The organism is Ramlibacter sp. PS3R-8, assembly GCF_037572435.1.
GTDB lineage: Bacteria > Pseudomonadota > Gammaproteobacteria > Burkholderiales > Burkholderiaceae_C > Ramlibacter.
The window spans coordinates 364,536-384,456 of record NZ_JBBHGT010000002.1; the positions used below are offsets into that span (position 1 = coordinate 364,536).

At 73.2% G+C, this 19,921-nt stretch carries 8 protein-coding genes; all 8 read right to left on the bottom strand.

Translation table 11 applies throughout. The features are described from left to right. Positions 1-81: 81 nt before the first annotated feature. Positions 82-3,768, bottom strand: coding sequence for a DUF4157 domain-containing protein (locus WG902_RS09665; protein WP_340059817.1), 3,687 nt, complete (start codon positions 3,766-3,768; stop codon positions 82-84). Between the two features lie 67 nt (positions 3,769-3,835). Then, on the bottom strand, positions 3,836-6,136 hold the full coding sequence (locus WG902_RS09670) for an ATP-binding protein (RefSeq protein ID WP_340059818.1): 2,301 nt from the start codon (positions 6,134-6,136) through the stop codon (positions 3,836-3,838). After that, a complete protein-coding gene (locus WG902_RS09675) occupies positions 6,133-7,641 on the bottom strand; it encodes a hypothetical protein (protein WP_340059819.1) in 1,509 nt (502 codons plus the stop codon). Before WG902_RS09675 ends, WG902_RS09670 begins: the two co-directional genes overlap by 4 nt. Before the next feature lie 23 nt (positions 7,642-7,664). Further along, positions 7,665-10,436, bottom strand: coding sequence for a tail fiber domain-containing protein (locus WG902_RS09680; protein ID WP_340059820.1), 2,772 nt, complete (start codon positions 10,434-10,436; stop codon positions 7,665-7,667). 27 nt (positions 10,437-10,463) lie between these two features. After that, entirely contained in the window at positions 10,464-12,344 is a 1,881-nt protein-coding gene (locus WG902_RS09685) for a hypothetical protein (RefSeq protein WP_340059821.1), read from the bottom strand. Positions 12,345-12,394: 50 nt separating this feature from the next. After that, complete coding sequence (locus WG902_RS09690) at positions 12,395-15,466, bottom strand: ComEA family DNA-binding protein (protein WP_340059822.1); 3,072 nt, start codon at positions 15,464-15,466, stop codon at positions 12,395-12,397. Between the two features lie 27 nt (positions 15,467-15,493). Then, positions 15,494-17,869 (bottom strand): phage tail protein, encoded by a 2,376-nt coding sequence (locus tag WG902_RS09695; RefSeq protein ID WP_340059823.1) that lies wholly within the window; start codon positions 17,867-17,869, stop codon positions 15,494-15,496. Beyond that, positions 17,866-19,920, bottom strand: coding sequence for a putative baseplate assembly protein (locus WG902_RS09700; protein ID WP_340059824.1), 2,055 nt, complete (start codon positions 19,918-19,920; stop codon positions 17,866-17,868). The genes WG902_RS09695 and WG902_RS09700 overlap by 4 nt, the downstream gene beginning before the upstream one ends. Position 19,921: the final 1 nt, after the last annotated feature.

A 19,921-nucleotide genomic window follows, 5' to 3' on the forward strand; every position in this document is an offset into this window, starting at 1 on the left:
GCCTCCGCGCTGGCGGAGACGCGGTTGCGATGAGCGGTGCGGCCATGCCGGCCGAGTAGCTAGCGTCTGCATTTCGCCCCGCTACAGCGGCCGTTGCTCGCGCGTCGAGCGGAACTCGAGGCCGCTGGTGGGCAGGCCCGTGACCTGCTCGACGATCCGCATGTAGAGCCGGGTCTTGAACTCATGGAAGACTTCGAACTGGGTGCCGACGGTTTGCGTGGCGTCGATCACCTTCACGCCGCCCGGTGAGACCGCCATCATGTCCGGCTGCAGGTCGCCGATCGAGCGCGAGAACATGGCAACGTAATCGTCGGCCGCCCGACGCAGCATGGCGGGGGCCTGCGCCGCCTCCGCCTTGGCCTGCAGCCGGGCCGACGCTCCCCATGGATCGCCCGCGATCGCCGCGTCGGAGAGCTCGGCGGCCGGCATCCGCAGCACATTGCGCAGCCTGATCAGCCGGCCGACCAGGTCGTTGCGCAAGGCGGAATTTTCCGGCCGATCGATGAAGTCGCGGGTGGACTCTTCGAGGCTGGGCGGGTCGGCGGAGCGGTCCGGGATTTTTTCCACATACCCGCGGATGTTCATCTTGTGCCCGCTGACCAGCCGCCCGGGGATTTCACCGCGGTTGATGGCGCGCCTGACGTGCTCCCTGACCAGGGCCTCGTGCACATGCGGCTCGCTCGCCACCTTCAGGTTCGCCTGGTCGATGGTCAGGTTGGGATTGCCGGTGGTCCGCCGCACCACGGTGAGGCCTTGCTTCGTCACACCGCCGTCCGGCGCGAGGACCTCGCCCTTGGGCGGGTTGCGGGTGCGCGCGGGCGCGGGCGGCGGCTCGGGAACCGGCGCCGCGCGGACGTAGATCCGCCTGGGCGTTCGCGTCTCCGGCGGCCCAGTGCGCTCGCTCAGGAAGATCGGCGGCTCGCCGGGCGTCTCCGCCACCAGGGTGTGCCGCCCGGAGGCGTCCACCACGTCGGTGACGACCGCGTTCCTTGCCTCGAGCGCCTGGGCGACGACCTCGGTCGCACCGGGGGCGTAGGAATATTGCGTTTCGCCGGCGGGGGTGAGTCTCGCAGCGGACGGGACGCCAAACGATTGCGCCAGCAGTTCGGAGGAGGTTTCGGCCGTCTGCAAGGCGGGGTCCTGCAGCGTCTCGCGCAGCTTCGCCGCATCGAAAGCCGGATCGGCCTTGACCTCGGCCAGCAACTGGACCAACGCGGCTTCCAGACCTGCGGCCTCCGCTTCGAGTTGCTTCTGCACCGCCGGATCGGCCGCCTGTTCCGCTCGCATCTGCTCGTAGATCCGCGCGGCCAGCCGGTTTTTCGCGGTCTCGACCGATGCCATCCGCTCACCGAACTTGCCGTGCAGCATCTCGAGAACCGCCAACCCGGAGTGCGCCTTGGGCTTCACCGCCGGCGGGCGATGGGTCGCCACCAGGGCGCCGTACATGATCAGGCCGTCGATCGACATGTCGCCAACCTCCTTGGCGCTGGGCCAGCGGTGCTTGGCGAGCCTGAAGTGCAGCGCGCCGTGCGCCTGCAGCACGGCGAAGGCGCTGACATGGGTCGCCATGCCGGTGTAGGCCTCGAGCCCGCGCGAGACCATCGCCGAGCGGACCACGGCCCCGGTGAATCGCAACATGCCGAACAGGCCGACGTTCATCGCCAGGTCGAACAGGAAGGACTCTTTCGATGGCTGCCCGATCGCGGCGTGCATTACCCGGGTCGTGCCGGTGAAGACCAGGGACTCGAGCGCGACCTGGGCGGAGACGTTGAGCAGCGACGCGCCCTCCCCCGCCGAGACCAGCGCGCCCGCCGCGGACGCCGTCATCGCCGCGACCTTCAGGATGGTGAACTGGACCAGGAGCTGGAGCACCACGCTGGGCAGCAGGTTGGCGCTGGCGATGAACCCCGGCAGGTTGTGGAAGAACTGCTCGATGTCCGGGTCTTCCCGGTTGCGCTTGGCCAGCGCGGCAAGCGTTTGGACGTCCTCCGCGAGCGCGGCCGTCTTCATCGCCTCGCATCGCGTGCGCAGGCGACCGAGGCTGGCATAGGAGGCCATGACGTGCGGCGCGACGTGCCCGATCGGCGACACGCCGAGGTTCACCTCCTCGTGGGCGCGGATCGCCCGGTCCCACAGCTTGATGCCCTCCATGCTGTAGGCGATCAGCTGGGCGTCGCGGCGGCGCCGCTGTTCGCGCGCTTCGTCGTCCGCCGGCCTGCCACTGGGCGGCTCGTCGGCCTCCTCGCGCAGCGCGACGACCTTTGCCTGGGTCCAGCCCACCCAGGCCAGCATGCCGTCGACACTCTCCGAAAGGTAGGCGAAATGCCGTCCGTGTTCGGGCACGCTGGCCAGGTAGAGCTGCAGGAGCGCGTCCGGCAGGGCCGCGGACCTGGCCTCGGCGATCGACAGCAGCTTCGGCCCGCCCGGCATCAGCGCCTGGTCCAGTGCCATGATCCAGTCGTGGCGGACTCCGCCCACGATCTGGAGGTAGTGCAGCGTGAGCGGATCGCTTTCGGTGGGCGTGCCCGGCGTCGGCAGCATGCGGTCGAACTTGCCCAGGGCGTCGGCGCACCGGCTGACGATGGCGGAGGTGGCACCGAGCTGGCGCGCGTCGTCCTCGAGATCGACCTCCTGGTCCGCGCTCGTTGCGAACCGCGCATCGAGGTCCGCTTCAGCCTGGACGAGCGCCGGTCCGATCTCGATGTCGGCCTGGTAGCGCTCGCGCAAGCGCGCCAGCATCAGCCGCACGCGGGTGAGGCCATCGCCGACGTCCGATACGTCCAGGGGTTCCAGCTCCTCGGGCTCCGGCATGAGGTCGACGCGCTGCCCGGCCTCCGTCAAGGTCTTTTCCGCTGCCTCGTGGCCGCGCGCGCGCGCCAGGGCATCCTCCACCCGCACCCGCCCCCGCAGCACTCCCCATCCCCATTGCAGCGGATCGGAGATCGCGGTGAGGAGAGTGCGGCCCGCTTCGTTGCCGGCCAGTTCGTCCAGCTTCTCCAGCCGGATGTCCCTGACGATCTGCAAGGACATCCCCCGGCGTTCCGCGGCCGCGATCGCGGGGTCCGCCGCGAGCAGGAGGAGCACGTCCGTGACCAGGACGATCTCACCGGCGTCGATCAGTCCCAGCAGCTTCTTGCCGAAGGGGGCCGCGTGGTCGGCGCGGTAGTACCACTTTTCGCTCTTGCCCTTGTATTCGTTGAACAGTTCCTCGGCCGGGGTCCGCACCGGCGGATCCGGGAACGCCATGACCTGGGCTCCGGCGGCCTGCAGCCGCGGGGCGCTGCCGGTTGCCACCGCGTGTTCCGCGTCGTGCTCGGCCTCGGCGGGACCGGGGGGCGGTCGGGCATTCGGCGCGGCGCCGCGCTGCTGGATGCCATGGGCCACCTCGTGGGACAGGATGCGTCGACCGGCGACGGTGCCAGGGTCGTACGCGCCTGGGGCGAAGAACAGGTCGCGCCCGACGGTAAACGCCTGGGTCCCCAGTGCCGCCGTCGCAGCGGCGGCCCCCGGGCCGGCGTGGACCCGCAGGTCGTCGACGGCGCCGAAGGCGGCCGGCACCTGGGCGCGGGCGGCATCCTCCAGTGGTGCGCCGGGATCCGCGCGCGCGGCGGCGATGCTGCGTTGGACGGCCTGGTTCCCGAGCAGGGACAGCCCCGGCTTTGCAGTGGCGCCTGCTTCGTGCACGGCCTGCGGCGGGCCCGCACCCGCTGCGCCGGCGAGCACGGGCACGTAGTAACGTGCCGGCGGGGGCGCGGACCAACGCCTCACCGGAGGTCCCCACACGGCACCGGCCACCTGGGGCGCGCCGCGCAGCGTTCATGTCGGGTGGCCGCCATCAGCGCGCCTCGAGCAGATGCGCATATTCGCGCAGCTGCGCACGGTCCATCGCCCGGCCGCGCTTGGCCTGCTGGCGGGCCACCGCCGGCAACAGGTGGCGCATCGACAGGGGCGCCGAGTCGGCGGCGGCCGCGTAAGCGGCATCGAGCACCACGTTGCGGATGTCGCCGCCGGCCAGCGCGAACTGGCGCGCCAGGAAGGCGAAGTCGATGTCGCCCGCCAGCGGCAACGCCGGCGGCAACATGCCGCGCCACAGCCGCTCGCGGCCGCCCGCGTCGGGAAGCGGAAAGTCGATCACGAACTGCATGCGGCGCGAGAACGCCTCGTCCAGGTTGCCGGCCAGGTTGGTGGCGACGATGACCACGCCATCGTGGTCTTCCATCTTCTGCAGCAGGTAGGCGGTTTCGACGTTCGCGTGGCGGTCGTGCGCGTCCTTGACCTCGGAGCGCTTGCCCAGCAGCGCGTCGGCCTCGTCAATGAACAGGATCGCGTTGGCGCGCCGCGCGGCGTCGAAGGCGCGGTCCAGGTTCTTTTCGGTCTCGCCGATGTACTTGGACACCACGGCGGCCAGCTCCAGACGGTGCAGGTCCATGCCCACCGAGAGCGCGATCAGCCCCGCGGCCATCGTCTTGCCGGTGCCGGAGACGCCGGCCAGCATCACGTTGATGGCGCGCGCGCCGTCCAGGCGCCGCGCCAGGCCCCAGTCGTCGAGCACGCGCGGACGCAGTTCGATCGCGCGCAGCACCTCGCGCAGCCGCGTCGCCACCGGCGCCGGCAGCACCAGGTCGTCCCAGCGCAGGTTGGAATCGATTGCGCGCGTGACGCCAACCGCATCTTCGGCGGACAAGGCCCGCGCGGCGGCAAAGCAGGCCGCCTGCACGCCGGCGGCGCCCCCATCGCGCAGCAGCTCGAGGGCGCGGCGCGCGGCCCGGCGGATGCGCACCGGGCCGAGCACGAAGCGATCGGCCAGCGCCTGCACATCGAGCCGCGCACCTGCGTCCGCGACGGCGAGTTCGCTTCGCCACAGCGCGGCGCGCTCCACGCCGCTCAACTCGGGCACGGCGAGCTCGAACACGCCGTCGGCCGCGCCATCGTCGTCTTCCGACAGCGCCGCTTCGCGCAGGCCCAGGGCGGCCACCGCTTCGCGCCAGCGCCCGGGGCCGGTCGCATACAGGCATGGCAGCGCGGCGCCCAGGCGGCGCAGCGCCGACAGCAACGGCTCGTGCAAGCGGCCGTCGGGTTCGGCCAGCGCATCCAGCGGTACCACCAGGAGCGCCTGCCCGGTCACGCGCGCCTGCAACTGCAATGCACTCACCGCCTCCGCCGGCGCCGGCAACGTTCGCAGCGCGCGCAGGTCGAGCTGCAGCACGTCGCAGCCCGCTTGCTCCAGCACGCGGTGGGCGACGTACTGCGCGTCATCGGCCGAGGCTGCGCTCACCACGGCAACCAGCGCGCGCTGCCGCACCAGGCTCGCGTCGACGGCAAGGGCCAGCCGACCCGCGCGCGGGCGCAGGCAGCACGGCACGCCCGGATCCTCGACGCCGCAGCCGCCGCCGTCGCTGCGCCAGGAGGAGAACACCGCCGGTGGCAGGCGCTCGTCGGACCAGCCCAGGCCCAGCAACCAGTCGGTCAGCGGCGGCGCCGCGCGCCAGCCACGCTGGGCGCGCGGCAGGTCGGCCGCGCCTGCGGGCAGCAGCAGGCCGGCGGCCACGAGCAGCGCATCCGGCGCCAGGGCCGCGCGCAACGCCAGGCGCTGGGCCGCGGCCGCGTCGGCGAAGTTGCCGGCGAGCCGCACCGCGTCGGCGGCTGAACCCGGGGCGGCGATGCTGTCCGGGGCCAGCAGGCGCATCGCGAGCTCCGTGGTCAGGTGGCGGCGCCCGAGATCGTTGTTCAGGTAGGCGTACAGCGTTTCGTACCGCGGCTGCAATTCGGCGGCGAGTGCCAGCAGCAGCAAGTCCTGTTCGACCGGCTGCAGCGCCAGCGCCCCGCACAGCGCCTGCCAGCGCGGCGCCGCGGCCGCCAGTTGCGGCGCGCTGCCCGCGGCAGGGCCGGCATCGATGTCGGCGCCGGCGCCGGCCGCGCCCGGGGAATCGGCCCGCACCTCTGCTGGCTGGCGGCTCGCAAGCAGCGCATCGACCTGCGCATCGGACACATACAGGCCGCGCAGCTCGTCGAGCGACAGCTCGTAGCGCGCGCGCAGGCGCAGGATCTCGCGCTCGATCAGCCGGTCCAGCCGCGCCAGCGCAGGCGCGAAGCCAGCCTCGGCTGGCGCCAGTCCGGCGCGGCCCGGCGCGTTCATCCCTCTTCCTCCAGCACGATGCGGCAGCGCGGCAGCTCCAGCGCGCCGCGCGTCATGCCGGCCAGCCGCAGCAGTGCATCGAGAGGGGCGGGACGCAGCCGCACCACCGCCGTCGCCGGAGAGGCGGGTTCGTCGGGGCTGCCGAGGGCGACCACCGCACTCATCGACAAGGCCTGCGCGCGCAGGTACCCGGCAGACGATCCCGCCAGTCCCGGCAGCCTGTCGGCCAGGGCGTCGAGCAGCACCCCGGCCGTCGCGCGCAAGCTGCCCTGGCCGGTCGCCTGCAGCGCGCTGCGCAATGCGCGCCGGCCGGCCGGGTCGGCGTGCAGTTGCCGCCGGCGCGCCGCATCGAGGGCCAGCAGGCGCAGCAGGATGGAATCGTTCAGCAGTGCCGTGCCGGTGGGCCGCAGTGCGCGGGCGGCCAGCAGGAAGGCGAGCAGGCGCGCGTCGTGGGCGGCGGCGTCGGCGCTCGCCGCGTTGGCAGCCAGCACCACTTGCCAGCGGCCCGGCCAGCCGAGCCACGCCATGACGCGCAACAGCAGCAGCAGGCCGCCGTGGGGCGTGACGCAGGTCAGCGACGCGGTGTCGTCCGCCGGCCGCACCGACCGGCCGGCCGCAGCGGCCGCCTGCCACTGCAAGCGGACGAGTGCCTCGGCCACGGCAAGCTGCGCTTCATCGCTGCCCTCCCAGCAGGCGCTGACCTGGGCCGCCGCGCACGCGTGCTGCCACCACTCGGCCAGTTCCGCCGATGCCGGCGGTGGCACCGGCAGGCGCAGCGCGCGTGCCGCCGCTATCAGCCGGCGCAGGGCGGCGAGCGCACGCAGCACCTGGGCGGGGGCAACCGCCGTGCCGCCGCGCTGCATGGCCACCACCGCCGCCAGTTCAGCCACCGGGTCGTCGGCCAGCGCCTGCGCCCGTTCCCACAGCGGTGCCAGCAGCGGTGCGGCACCGGCTTCGCACAGCGCCCAGGCGTCGCGCACGCGGCGCGCGTCCGCGCTGGCCAGCAGCGCCAGCACCTGGGCGGCGGTGCCAGCGGTCAGCCGCGCCAGCGCTGCCGGCGCCAGCGCGCCGGCCTCGATCATGGAGGTGCGCAGCGCGCCCGAGACCGGCAGCGGGCGCAAGCCTTCGAACTCGTCGAACCACCAGTGGCGCGCGGCGCTGCCCTCGGCGAGCGCGATCCAGAACTGCGAGAGGTACTCGCCGCGATCGGCAAAGCGGCGCACTCGGCCGGACGCGAGCGCGCGGACATAGGCGCCCATGAAGGCACGCGCGACCTCCGCTGCCAGCGCGTCCTCGTCGATCGACTGGGACGCACACGCAACCGCGCATTCGACCGCCAGCGTGTCGATGAAGCACAGCGAGTCGTCGCGCCCGTGGTTCACCGGCGCGAGCGCCCGCGCGATGCCGGTCGGCACCGCGGCTGCCACTCGCTGCTTCAGGTCCGCGGCGCGCCGTGGCGCCGCGGTGGCGAACAGTTCGATCCGCAGGCGGTCGATCTCGAGCATGTGGCCTCCCGGTGTCCTGCGCCCTACTTCGCGCGCTTGCGCCGCAGCACCTTGCCCGGCGGCGGCGCAGTGGCGGGCTGCGGCGGCGGCGCAGCGGCCTGGGCGCGGGGCGCAGCGGACCGCGGTGGCCGGGCAGGGGCTTGCGCGCTGCGCAGTTGCGCCACCTCGGCGCGCAATGCGTCCACCTCGCCCTTGAGGGCCTTGACCGCTTCGATCAGCCAGGGGATCAAGCCTTCATACTCGACCGCCAGGCTCTGCGCGGAGCCCGCCACCACCTGCGGCAGCACCTGGGCCACCTCCTGCGCGATGACGCCGAAATGCTGGCTGGGGGCGGCGCCGTCCCCGGGATCGCCGGGCGAGCCGGGACGCCAGCGGAAACTCACCCCGCGCAAGCGCGCGACGATGGCCAGCGGATCGGCGAGCGGGCGGATGTCTTCCTTGAGCGTCTCGTCCGACGGGGTGTGCTCCGAGACGCGCCAGATGCCGCGGCACTCCAGGTCCATGAAGCGGTTGCCGCCCCGGTTGTACAGGTGCACCGCATGCACGCCGCTGTTCAGACTTCCTAGCTGCACGTCGCGGCCGCCGGGCTGGCGGCCGCCGCTGGACGCGTCGCCGCCCAGGTACGCCATCTCGGCGCCGGCGCCGTCCACGCGCAGGAAGTTGCCGGCCACGTGCAGCGCCTCCAGCGGGAGAGTGCCCACGCCCAGCTTGCCGCTCACCACGACATCGCCCACCACGTGCAGCTTGGCCCCCGGCGTCGGGGTGCCGATCCCCACGCGGCCGCCGGCACGCGCCATCTCGGTGACCTCGGTGGCGGCGTCGCCACCCTGGATGCGGAAGTGCGATCGCCAGCCGGACTGGCTTCCCGCAGCGTTGCTGTACACCTCGAAGCGCGGCGTGCCGCCGTTGTCGTCCAGCTCGATCGTCATCACCTTGCGGGTGGGATCGGGGAACACCCAGGCGCTGCCGTCGGCGCTGTGGTGCGCGTTGTAGGTGATCGAGCTCCAGTTGACGCCGCCGCTCAGGTAGAGCCGCCCCTGCCGGATGCCGTCCGGGCTGTCCACGTGCAGGCGGTTGGTGGGCGCGCTGGTGCCGATGCCCACGCGCCCGCCGGCCTGCAGGAACAGGCGCGCATCCGCCACGCCGGTCTGCGCGAAGTTCAGGTGCTTGCCGGTGGCATCGCGCATCAGGTTCAGGTGCCACCGTTTGGCGCCTGCGCGGTCTTCGAAGCTGACCAGCTCATCCCAGCGCTCGCGCTCGGCGATGTCGCTCGACTCCGCCGCTTGCGCGCGCACCGACAGCGGGCTGCGCGGCTCGGCGGTGCCTATGCCCACGCGCTGGGTGGCGGTGATGTTGACCACCGCACTCCAGTCGCTGCCCATGCGGTTGGCGATGCGAAAGCCCTGCGGCGGCGAAGTGCCCGCCTGCAGCAGCCAGGGCGTGGTTTCGTTGAAGCGGATCGAAGGCTGCGTGCCCGACACGCGGACCGCGCCGTCCTCGCCGCCCCAGTCGCCCTTGACCTCGAGCGCGGCCTTGGGGCTGGCCGTGTTCACGCCCACCTGCCCTTCCGCATCGCCGGCGGCGTTGCCGCTCCTGACCACCAGCCGCGGGGCCAGCGAGATCTCCGTCTCTCCCTTGGTGGCGTCGGGCGGAGTCTCGGGGCCGACCACCAGCCTGTGCGCGTTCTGGCCCTTGGCGCCGATCGCGATGCGCAGCTCGCGCGGGGACTTGGGGTCGCCCTGCAGCGGCTCGGCCGCGGCCTCGCAGCAGGCCTTGGCGGCGGGGGCGATGACATCGCCATACCGGGCCAGGTACATCGGCACCTGCTGATCCTGCCCGTCGGCATCGCGCAGCTGCAACCGGGAACCGGCCAGCTTCACGTCGCCCAGCGCGCGCAGGTTGCCTTCGACCCAGGCCAGGTCCTTGCGCGCGTCGGCGGCCAGCGGGCCGTTGAGGAGGCAGGTGAAACGATGGCGCGCCATCGGTGAATCGAAGCGCGAAGCGAGCACGATGTGGCCGTCGGCGCCGAGCACGCGCTCGGCGATCACGCCCACGTAGCGGCGCAGCGCCCGCGTGCAGTCCTCCAGCCGGTCGGCAGCCACGCGCTCGCGCTCGGCGAAGTAGCCCAGGTCGTCCTCGCGGGCGACCCACCGCACGTAGCCCAGCGGCACCAGCCACGGCGACCGCCCCGAGGGAAAGGTCTGCTGCGGCACCGACTCGTCGGGAATCAGCGGCTGGGCCGGATCGAACCGGCGCAGCGCTTCGTCCGGCGGGACGCTGTCGGTCCCCACCAGAACGTTGCCGCGCCGCGCGGGTCCGGCCGCAAAGTCGCCGACCACGAACTCGAAGCGCTCCAGCACGCGCGCGTTCTGGTCGCCCGGTTCGCAGTTCTCGAAGCCGCGCGCCGGCGGCCGGGCGTGTTCCTCCCGGTAATTGAGCCACACCCTGACCGGACGGCCCGCGGCCGGCTTGCCCTGTGCATCGGGCTCGTCCGCCAGCGGCGAGTAGGCGAAGGAGGCGAACAGCGTTTCCGGCAGGCGCGTCGGCCGGGTGACCACGATCGCGCGGCCGTGGCCGTCCCACGCCACGCCGGGCGTGAGGATCACCTCGCGCCGCCCCTGCGGTCCGGGGGCCGGGTGTTCGGTCAGGGTGAGCCCCGCGGCGATGCCCCAGGCATGCGCCCCGAGCGCGTGGCGCGCGTCGGCCCCGCGCAGGTAATCGACGATCGCCGCCAGGTCGTCGGCAGCGAGGTACTGGCCCTCGAAGAATCGCGGCCGCTGGTCCTGGGCGCCCATCAAAGTCTCCTTGGTGTCAGGTGCGCTTCACCGCTCGCGGCGCAGCGCATCGATCTCGCTGCGGTGTTCGGCCAGCTGCTGTTTCATCGCGGCGAGTTCGGCCCGCAGGTCCGCGCCCGGTGCGGCGACGCCCGGCGTGCCGGCCATGCCGCTGGCCGCCAGCGTGGCGACGATGTCCACCAGGCTGCCGTCGGCCGCGGCGGCCGCCAGTTGCGCCCAGCCCGGCGCGTCCGGCACGGCGCCGGCGCGCAGCAGATCGAAGCGGCCGACGAGATCGAGCATCAGGTTGTCGGCCTTCAATGCGCTGTCCACGTCGTCGATGCGGGTGGCGCGCTCGATCCCTTCGCCGGCTCGCTCGGGTGCGGCGGCTGGTGCAGCGCCTTCGGCATTCGGCGCGACGGTCGCGTGGAACGGCATCGACCTCGCCTTGGCCTTGGCCCTGGCCTGACCGCTGAAGGCCACCCCCAATACGATGGCGAGCAGCAACAGCCCGTTGCTGTGCCGGCCCTCGGCGCAGCACATCCTGGCGATGCCTTCCTGCAGCCGGCGCCAGGGCAGCCACGACAGCCAGTAACCCACCGTCTGCCAGGTGATCAGCAGCTTGCGTTCGCGCCAGTTGCAGATGTCGGTCACCTTGCAGTCGCCGGGTTCCACCTTCAGCACGGCCAACGGCACGCAGTTCAGCGGCGCCGGTTGGGGGCAGGCCGGCAGCAGCGCCGAGCACAGGCACTCCGTCACCAGGTTCATCCACGCCTGGTCGAGCGCGGCCAGGCGGTTGCCGACTTCGGCCATGTTGAGCTGCTTGCGCGCGGCGTTGCCGGCGTTGACCCGGTCGAGCGTCGCGGCCGGAATCGCCAGGCCGCGCGCCTCGTCGACCAACCGCGTGATCTCCGCCAGCGACTTGCAGCGGTGGATCGCGAAATCGGCGGCGAACTCGCGCAGCGCCTCTGCGTAATCGAGGTAGGCCTGGAGGGCATTGCCGGCGTCGTATTTGAGCCCTTCGCGCCAGGTGGCGCGCAGTTCGAACGCGCGCACCACGCAGCACAGCAGCCGCTCGAGCATCGGACCGAAGCGGCTGCGATTGGCGAACAGCCACGCGAACATCAGGTCCTGCTGCCTGTTCACCGAAATGTTGGCGTCGCGCAGCCCCATGCCCGCCAGCTCCCGGGCGGGGGGCAGCCGGTAGGCGATGAAGCGGTGGCCTTCGCACACCTGCGTCGGCTCGCACTGTGGCTCGCTGCGGCGCTTTCGCGATGCGCCGGAGGAGACCGCGCTGCTGCCCGCCTTGCCGCCGCAACCGCAGCCGCCACCGCAACTTCCGCCGCAACCGCATATGCCGCCGCAGCCGCAGCCGGTGTCCGCGGCGCCCGTCATCGCGGTGATGCCGCGCGTGGGCCGCTCGTCGTAGCAGACGGCGAGCACCCATTCCTCGGTGCCGCCGCGGCATTCGCGCGGACCGGTCTGGTACGGCGGGTCGCACACCGGCCCGCTCTGCGGCCGGCAGTCGGCGATCAGCGCGCAGAGGTCCACCGCCTGGTCATTGCACAGCACGATGTCGTCGCCACACGGCGACAGGGCGTAGCCGCTGCGCACGATCACGCCGCCGGCGGCGCAGGGGTCGCAGGTCACCTCCAGTCCGCAGGCCACGCCCCAGCCATGGAGGTAGCGGTTGCGCAGGCGGTTCTTGTCGATCACGTAGCGCTGCAGGCGGTTGAGGTCCTCGTCGCTCAGGAGCTGGCCGGGGAAGAAGCGCGGCCGGCACAGGCACTGCAGGCCGCCGCACGCCGCACAGGCGGGGCGCTCGTCGGCGCAGGGATCGGGCCGGCGCGCGGCAGGCGCCTGCGGTTCGCGCTCGGCATAGGCGCCGGGATAGGCGGGGCGGCGCGCGCTCACGGTGGATTGAGGCATGCGGGTCTCCGGAGGGTGCGGACGGACATGGGGGCTCGGCATTGGGGCGGTCAGGCGGTGAGCGCGCCGCGCATGGCATCGAACAGCACTTCGCACACCTTCAGGCGGCGGTGCAGGTCGTCGACGTCGGCATAGGGGCCGTTCTGGCTCCGGTCCCTGACGATGGCGGCGGCGAGCTTCGCGCTGATGCCAGGCACGCCGACGAGGTCGCTCACGTTGCCGGTGTTCAGGTCGATGCGCTTGCCGTCCGGGTGGCCGCCCAGCTCGGGCAGGTCCCGGCCCATCCAGGTCCAGCTCGTGAACACGCCGCCCTGGATGCCGTACTCGGAGCCGCGCGGGCGATCGCCCGAGGGCAGCTCCGCGCGCGCGTACTCCACGTCCACCGCGCGGCACTGCTCGTCGATGACGAAGTCGCCGTGCAGCTCCACGCGCAGGCTGGCCGCGTCGATCAGCAGCTTCAGGGCCGCCTGCGAGGGCACGAAGGCCCACAGGTCCGAGTACGACGTGGGCACGGTCTTGAGCAGCCCGGGGCCAGCCAGCTGCGCCGGCACCACGATGCCGCTCAACGGACATTCGCACAGCCGGCCGAACCTGTCCTCCATGAGCCCGCGCATCTGATCGATCCGGGTCGGGTGGCGCTGCATGCGCGTTTCGGGGATGAACACGCGCAGCACCTGCGGCGACAGGAATTGCGAGCCATGGTCGGCGATGAACACCGGCGCGGTGAAACGAAGCCACAAGGCGGGCATCCGGTTGCCTCGCAGGTCGATCTCGTCGAGCCGCGCGGTGGGCTGGTTGTGGCGCCAGCTGATCTCGCGCAGCTGGACGAGGTCCTTTTCCAGGCCCACGCCGTCCTTGCCGTCGATGCCATTGGCGCCCTTGGGAATCACCAGCACCAGCCGCTTGTTGCGGTTCGGCAATGGCTGGTCCACCAGCGTGGCCGACCCGGTTGCCGGCGGATCGACGAAGCTCACGGACACCGCGTCGATGCCGAACCCGTCGACACCGTTCGTGCCGTTGGCTCCCTTGGGAATCACCAGCACCAGCTTCTTGTTGCGACTCGGCGCAGGCTGGTCGACCAGGGTGGCCGACCCCGCCGCCGGCGGGTCGATGAAGCTCGCCGTCACCGCATCGATGCCGAAGCCGTCGAGCCCGTCCTCGCCGCCGGGGATGCCCAGCGTCAGTTCGCGCGTGGTGCCGTCATAGCTGGCGGTGCCGGGGCTGCCGGCCGGAAGCCAGTTGACGATCACGCGCTCGATGCCGGGGCCAGTCGGGCCGGCGGGACCGCCGGGGCCGGCCGGTCCCGGCACGCCGCCCTTCAACTGCAGGCACTGCAGCCAGGACTGCAGCGTGGCGGTGCTGGCGAGCAGGCGCCGGCCGCTGCGGTTGTCGATGCGCGCGCGGCCCTGTGCCAGGTCATCGACCGCGGCCGGCAGGTCCAGCAGCGGCATGCCGGGCTTGTAGTTGGCAATGGTAGCCAGATGCAGGCAATCCGGTTCGCTGCAGCCTGGGCAGGCCTCGAGCTGCTTCCACAGGTGATCGGCGCAGTCGCCTTCCGCCAGCGCGGCCGCGTGCACATGCGCGGCACGGCCGTCGTCCGCCAGCACCACCGCCAGGTTGGGTCCGTTGCCGGCGAGCCGCGCGGCGGCCACGTCGACCTGCAGGTTGGCGCTGTCCCTGCGCAGCAGCGCCGCCTGCGCGTACAGCACGCCGCCCGCATCGAGCAGCGCGTGCAGCCAGGTGCTGCCGTCAGCCGCGGGGAGCAGGCCGATGGCGATCGGGGGGTGGTCGAAATCCACCTGCGCCGCCACGCTGCCGGCGGCGGGATCGATCAGGTAGGCGCGCCGGTCGTCCGCGCTGGCGGCTGCCAGCAGGGTCTTCGCGGGGTTGCCCACGGTACCGGACGCGAGCGCGCTGGCCGTGCCGGTGGCGGGCAGCACAGTGGGCGTGATCGCGCCGGCGCCGGGCGTGGCGGGCAGCGCGTAGCGGCGGATCTGGCGCTGGCCGGCCGTGACCGGCCCGAGCGCGACGGCGGCGCCGTTGCCCGGCTCCACGCGCAGCTCGGACAGGCCGGCGGCGAGCAGGTGGGCCACCGGTGCGCTGCCGTCGGCGATGCCGCGCGTGGCATCGCCAGCCCAGACATGGAGCTTGCCGCTCGCGCCGTTGTACGCGTACAGCCGATCGTTGCCGGCGGCCAGCGTGATGGCGGCGGTGGCCGGCGCGTCGGGCACGTTCCAGTTGGCGGCGTTGCCGGTGGCCGGGGTCACCTCGGTCAGGTCATCACCCCGGAACACGCGCAGCCTCCCGGTGCTGGCGCCGCCTTCCGGCGCCTGCGCGACGAACACCCACTTGCCGTTGGCCGACGCGGCGATCGCACGCGCCGGTGCCTGCAGGCCGGCGAGCTTGAGCGCCCGCCGCTGCGGATCGAGCAGCAGCACACGGCTGGCATCGGCCGGATCGACGAGGGCGACGCGGCCGCCTTCCACGGCGGCAACGAAGCCGGTGGCCGCGTGGCGGTTGCTGGCGCTGATCGCGCCGCGCGCCGCGGCGGCCATCAGCTGTGCATCCGGCAGCGGCGGATCGAGCTGCAGGTGCGAGGAAAAGGATTCGAGGATGCGGTTGGGCGCGCACTGCGTGTCGTCGCAACCGCACTCGTCGTACAGCAGCGGAACTTCATCGGTCGGGCACTCGCGGTAGGCCAGGCACAGCGCCAGCGTGTGCAGGCGACCGTCGCCGGCGACCCGCAGCAGTTCGCGGTCGTGGCCAAGTTCGACGATCTCCGGGGCCGTGACCAGGATCTCGTGCCCGCAGCAGTCCAGCGCCGAGCCCGGCTCCACCACCAGGAAACGGCTGCGGCAATCGGGCGACTCGTGCTGGCGCACCTTCAGCCCGCAGACCACGCCGGCGCCGTGCAGCCGCAGGTTGTGGTGGCGCTGCTTGTCGCCGTGATAGCGGGTCTCGGTCTGGAACTCGCCGGCGCCCATCATCTTGCCGGTGAAGTAATTGTTGCGGACGAAGACATCCAGCTCGCATTGTGGGCAGCCGGTGTCCGGCGCGACGGACCCGCCGTGCCCCGCTCCACCCGGTGCGGCGTAGTCGCCGCGGCATCCTGCGCAACCCATATCGATTCCTTCCTCGTTCGGTGCCGGTCAGGCCGGCAGCCTGGTGCTGCCCACGGTGACCCGCCCCACGGTGGGCAGTGGGCCGCGGCGGCCGCCGGCACCGGTCAGCACCGTGCCATGGCGCAGCCGCGCCTCGTCCAGCCGCACGCCGGCGGGCGTGCGCGCGACCACGCTGTCCAGGCCCACCATGGCCTGGATGCCCACGCGCATGCGGGGCTCGACCCAGCGCAGGTCGACCTCGACCTGCGCCGGAACCTCGCGCGCCAGCAGCGACTGCAGCGCGCGCTTCTCGACCGCCGCCTCGCGCACCCGCGCGGGCACGAACACGCTGATGCGGTGCGCAGCGACCAGCAGCGGATCGCGCTGCGGGTCGGGTGTGGCGATCAGCCGCGATGCGCCGACCCGCGCATTGCCGCTGGGCGGAAGATCGGCGCCCGACAGCTGCGCGCGATCGACGATGCGGCGGCCCCAGAGCACGCTGTCGTCGCCCAGGCGGCCGCGGCCGGCGACCAGCCAGCGCCGCAACTTGAAGTGCTCCAGCAGCAGCGCGGGCGGCGCCGCCGGCGTGCAGGGCGGCGGCAGCGCGCAGTTCAGCGGCGGCGGCGCGCACCTGCGGCGGCCGCGGACGTCGGGGCAGGCGGCGAGTGCGCCGTCGAAACCGAGCAGCAGCAGCAACTGGCGTCGCAGCCCTTCGGGCGTTCCGCGCAGCGGATACAGCGCCGCCGCCTGCGCCAGCAGCCGGCGCCGCAGCGGCAGCGGCCAGTCGCGCGCCAGCGTGACCCCGATCCAGTCGGCCAGCCAGCCGAGGAAATCGGGCGTGGCGTCGCGCTCGTCGACGGGCGCGGGCGCCGAGCGCGGATCGAACAACGCCGGCAGGCGATCGAGCTGGTGTTCGATCGAGCGCAGCGTGGTGTCGTACAGCGCGGTGAAGCGGTCGGTGAAGTCAGCCGCGGCGGGGTCCGCGCCGAACACGGCCGGCAGGTAGCGGCGCAGCGGAATGCGGGGGTATTCGACCACTGCCGATTCGAGCTGCGGCGTCGCGCGGCCGTCCGACGTGAACTCCAGCGCCAGCCACAGCCAGCGCCCGGGCGGACTGGTGATGAGCGCGTCCCAGCGGCCGTCGGCGAAGGTGGCGGCCTCGACCGGCGCGCTCCACTCGGGACCGGGCGGCGGCAGCTCGTCGTCGCGCAGCTCCACCTGCGCGGTGTAGCTGCGCACCGCGATGCGCGCGCCGGCCGGCAGGTGCCCGCGCAGCTCGACCCGGTGCCAGGTGCAGCCGTCGATCGCGGCGTCGAGCCCGCTGCTGCGGTAGTGGCCGCGCCGGCGGTAGCTCGCGGCCACGCGCGCCGGCGGCGGCAGGCGGCGGCCGCGCGGGTCGAAGTGCTGCACGCTCGCGGGGCTCGACTCGGTGCCCGCGCAGTGCAGCGCCAGCCCGCCGCCGAGGTCGACCTGCGCCCGCGCTGGCGGCCAGCGGCCGGATGCGTCCTCGGCCAATGCTTCGGCTGCGGCCTGCGCCGAGAACGGCTCGGTCCAACGCAGCGCCTGCGGCTGCGGTTCGATGGCGGGCTGCCCGGGTGCGACCGGCAGCGGCCGCCATTGCCAGGCGCCGGCGGCATCGAGGAGCAGGTCCTGCGCCAGCGCCGTCACGGCCAGCAGCGCGCCGCAGCTGTCGAAGGCGAGCGCCCAGGCCGGCGCGTCCAGGCGCAGCGTTCGCAGCCAGCGCCGGCCGGCATCGAAGAGATCGATGCAGGCACCGGCGGCATCGGCCACCGCCAGCCGACCGTGGCCGTCGCAGGCCAACGCCACCGGCCGCCACGCCGCACGCCCGTGGCGCGCGGCCGCCGGTAGCTGCAGGGTGCCGCGCGGTATCGGGCCGTGCAGCGCGAAGCGCAGTACACGGCCATGGCCGCTGTCGGCGATCAGCAGTTCGTCCCCGCACAAGGCCAGCGCGTGCGGTTCGGCCAGCTGCGTGGGCGGCACGCGCCGCAGGCCAGCGTCGGCGCCCTGCACCGCCGCGGCCGGGTCGAGGCAGCTCCCGGACTCCGGCGGGGTCACCGTGTGCGTGAAGCAAGGCAGCCGCGCGAACGCGCAGCGGCAGGGATCGAAGCGCAGCACGGCGCCGGTGGCGGGGTCGAGCAGCAGCACTTGCCCGTCGGCGGTCAGCGCCACGTTGCGCGGCGGCACGCGGCCGCCGAAGCTGCCGGACAGCTCCGTCAGCCGGCGCGCAGCCTCGGGCGCCGGGGCCAGCACGAGCTGGCGCGAGGCTTCATCGATGCGCACCGCATCCAGTTGCGCGGCTTGCCAGCCGCGCGCCGGCGCGGGGCCGATCCAGCCGGCCAGCAGCCACGACGTGGGATCGTGCGGCGGCGCCGGCAGCGGCATCAGGCGCAATGGTGCGTTCATGCGCCGGCTCCGGCGTCGGCCGCGCTGGCCTCGCCGGCTTCCTCGCGAGTGAAGGGGGTGATGTCGATGGCGGTCAATTCGATGAGCGCATGGGGCGAGAAGGTGGCAATGTCCACGTCGCGGCATTCGGGCCGCTCTTCGCCTTCGACGTTGAGCACCAGGCGCGGCACGCTGTCCACGCCGGCCACGGTGAACACGCGCTGCACCAGCTTGGAGTAGCGGATGGCGCCGCCGAAGGGCCAGCCGTCGCCGGCATCGCCGCCGGTGATCGGATGCAGCCAGCGGCTGACCGCCGCCGCCACCGCATCGCGCAGCGCCGACGGGTCGGCGCCGTCGTCGGCCACCACGTCCATCGCCACCGCGACGCGCACGTAGCGCGGCCCGGTGACCGCGAGCTCGGTGGTCAGCAGCCGCACACGGTCCAGGCTGGCGCAGACGTTGCGCAGCAGCGCTTCGCTGGGCTCGGGCGCGGCACCCGGTGCATCGGGCACCACGATGAGCGTGACCGCGCCCGGCACCTGCACGCCCGGATAGGCCGGGTGCGCGAGCGGCAGCGCCTTGGCGCGCGCCACTTCGCCCACCGCCGCCGCGAAGTGCTCGAAGTCCCCGCCCGTGACGGCGCGCGTGCGCGCGCGCAGCGCGCCGCGGGCGCGCTTGCGCGCCTGGTCCAGCCGCTCTTCGTCGCGGCCACCGCTGGCGGCGAACAGGTTGGCCGTCTTGCCGCCGTCGATTCCGGCCACCGGCGTCAGCAGCGTCTTGATCGCGCCCGCGGCCACGTTGCCGCGCGTGCCGCCGCCGTAGCGATAGCTGCGCGCCACGACGTTGGCATCCGGATTGGCGGCATTCGCCACCGGGATGGCGCCGTTCTCGCCGTCGCCCGCCGTGAGTTCACCGCTGGCGGGGTTGAGCGCCAGCGCCTCGTCCTCGCGGCCGGCGCCGAGCAGGTCGTCTTCCACCTGCCAGCGGCGGAAGCCGGTGCCGTCATCGATCTCCACCACCAGCCCTTCGCGCAGGACCGGCGTGTTGGCAAACTGCCAGCGCTGGTTGCGCCGCCCGGTGGCGCCGCCCAGCACCTCGTCGACCATGGTCTCGGCCTGCTCGGCGTCGACGGTGTTGGTGCGCAGCGCCAGCAGCCGCGGCGCGCGCGTGTACTGCGTGCGTGCCAGTCGGGCCCGCAGCCAGAACAGGGGCGGCCGCGCCGCACCCGTGGCCGGGTCGGTGCCCGCCTCCCAGGCGCCTACAAAAGCGCGCGCCAGCTTCAGTTGCGGGTCGAGCCGCAACACCGTGCGACCGCTGCGGGTGAAGGCGAGCGTGTCGTCGCTGCGCACGTCGAGCGCCACCCAGCGCGCGCCGTCGAAGCCCTCCCACACGAGCTGCGCCGGGGCGAAGGCGCGACTGGCCGGGCCGCAGGGGGTGCTGCGCGCCTGCCCGGGCTGGGGCGCCGTCCAGAACGTGAGGTCGAGGGTGAGCGCCGGGAACTGTTCCGGCGTCGGCCACGCCGCTGGCATCGCCCAGCCGAGCGTCAGCGCGGCGTCGTCGCGCGGGTCGTCGCCAAACGGAGTGAAGCCTGCGCTGGCGGCGCTGTTTTCAGCGGTGGCATCGCGGTACTGCGCGCCGTCGTAGGCCTGCACGCTGCGCAGCTCGCAGGCCGCGACGGTCAGCGCGCGCACCGTTTCGAACACCACCGGCTTGCCGTCGGCGCCGGTGGCGCTGACCTGCGTGCGCGGCGGCACGATGCCACTGGCGGCGGTCCCGGCCGCCAGCGCGAAGCTCACCTGCGCCAGCGCGGATTGCGCGGCCTCCAGTTCCACTCCCAGCAGTTCCAGGAACTTCACGTAGTGCAGCTCGGGCACCCGCTGCATCCGGTACAGCATCATTTCCGAGAGCCACGCGAACACCTGCGTCAGCGTCACGCCCGGATCGCTGTCGTTCAGGTCGTTCCAGGCCGGGTTCCATTCAGGCGTGTAGCGGGCGACCCGGGTGCGGATCTCCTCGACGATATCGGCGTAGCGCCGGTCGTCGAGTCGGGGGAGCGCATCGCGCAGCGGCATG

What these genes read in the sequence shown, in the direction of transcription:
- WG902_RS09670 (WP_340059818.1), bottom strand. Translation starts at nt 6,136, where the DNA reads ATGAACGCGCCGGGCCGCGCCGGACTGGCGCCAGCCGAGGCTGGCTTC.
- WG902_RS09675 (WP_340059819.1), bottom strand. Translation starts at nt 7,641, where the DNA reads ATGCTCGAGATCGACCGCCTGCGGATCGAACTGTTCGCCACCGCGGCG.
- WG902_RS09680 (WP_340059820.1), bottom strand. Translation starts at nt 10,436, where the DNA reads ATGGGCGCCCAGGACCAGCGGCCGCGATTCTTCGAGGGCCAGTACCTC.
- WG902_RS09685 (WP_340059821.1), bottom strand. Translation starts at nt 12,344, where the DNA reads ATGCCTCAATCCACCGTGAGCGCGCGCCGCCCCGCCTATCCCGGCGCC.
- WG902_RS09690 (WP_340059822.1), bottom strand. Translation starts at nt 15,466, where the DNA reads ATGGGTTGCGCAGGATGCCGCGGCGACTACGCCGCACCGGGTGGAGCG.
- WG902_RS09695 (WP_340059823.1), bottom strand. Translation starts at nt 17,869, where the DNA reads ATGAACGCACCATTGCGCCTGATGCCGCTGCCGGCGCCGCCGCACGAT.
- WG902_RS09700 (WP_340059824.1), bottom strand. Translation starts at nt 19,920, where the DNA reads ATGCCGCTGCGCGATGCGCTCCCCCGACTCGACGACCGGCGCTACGCC.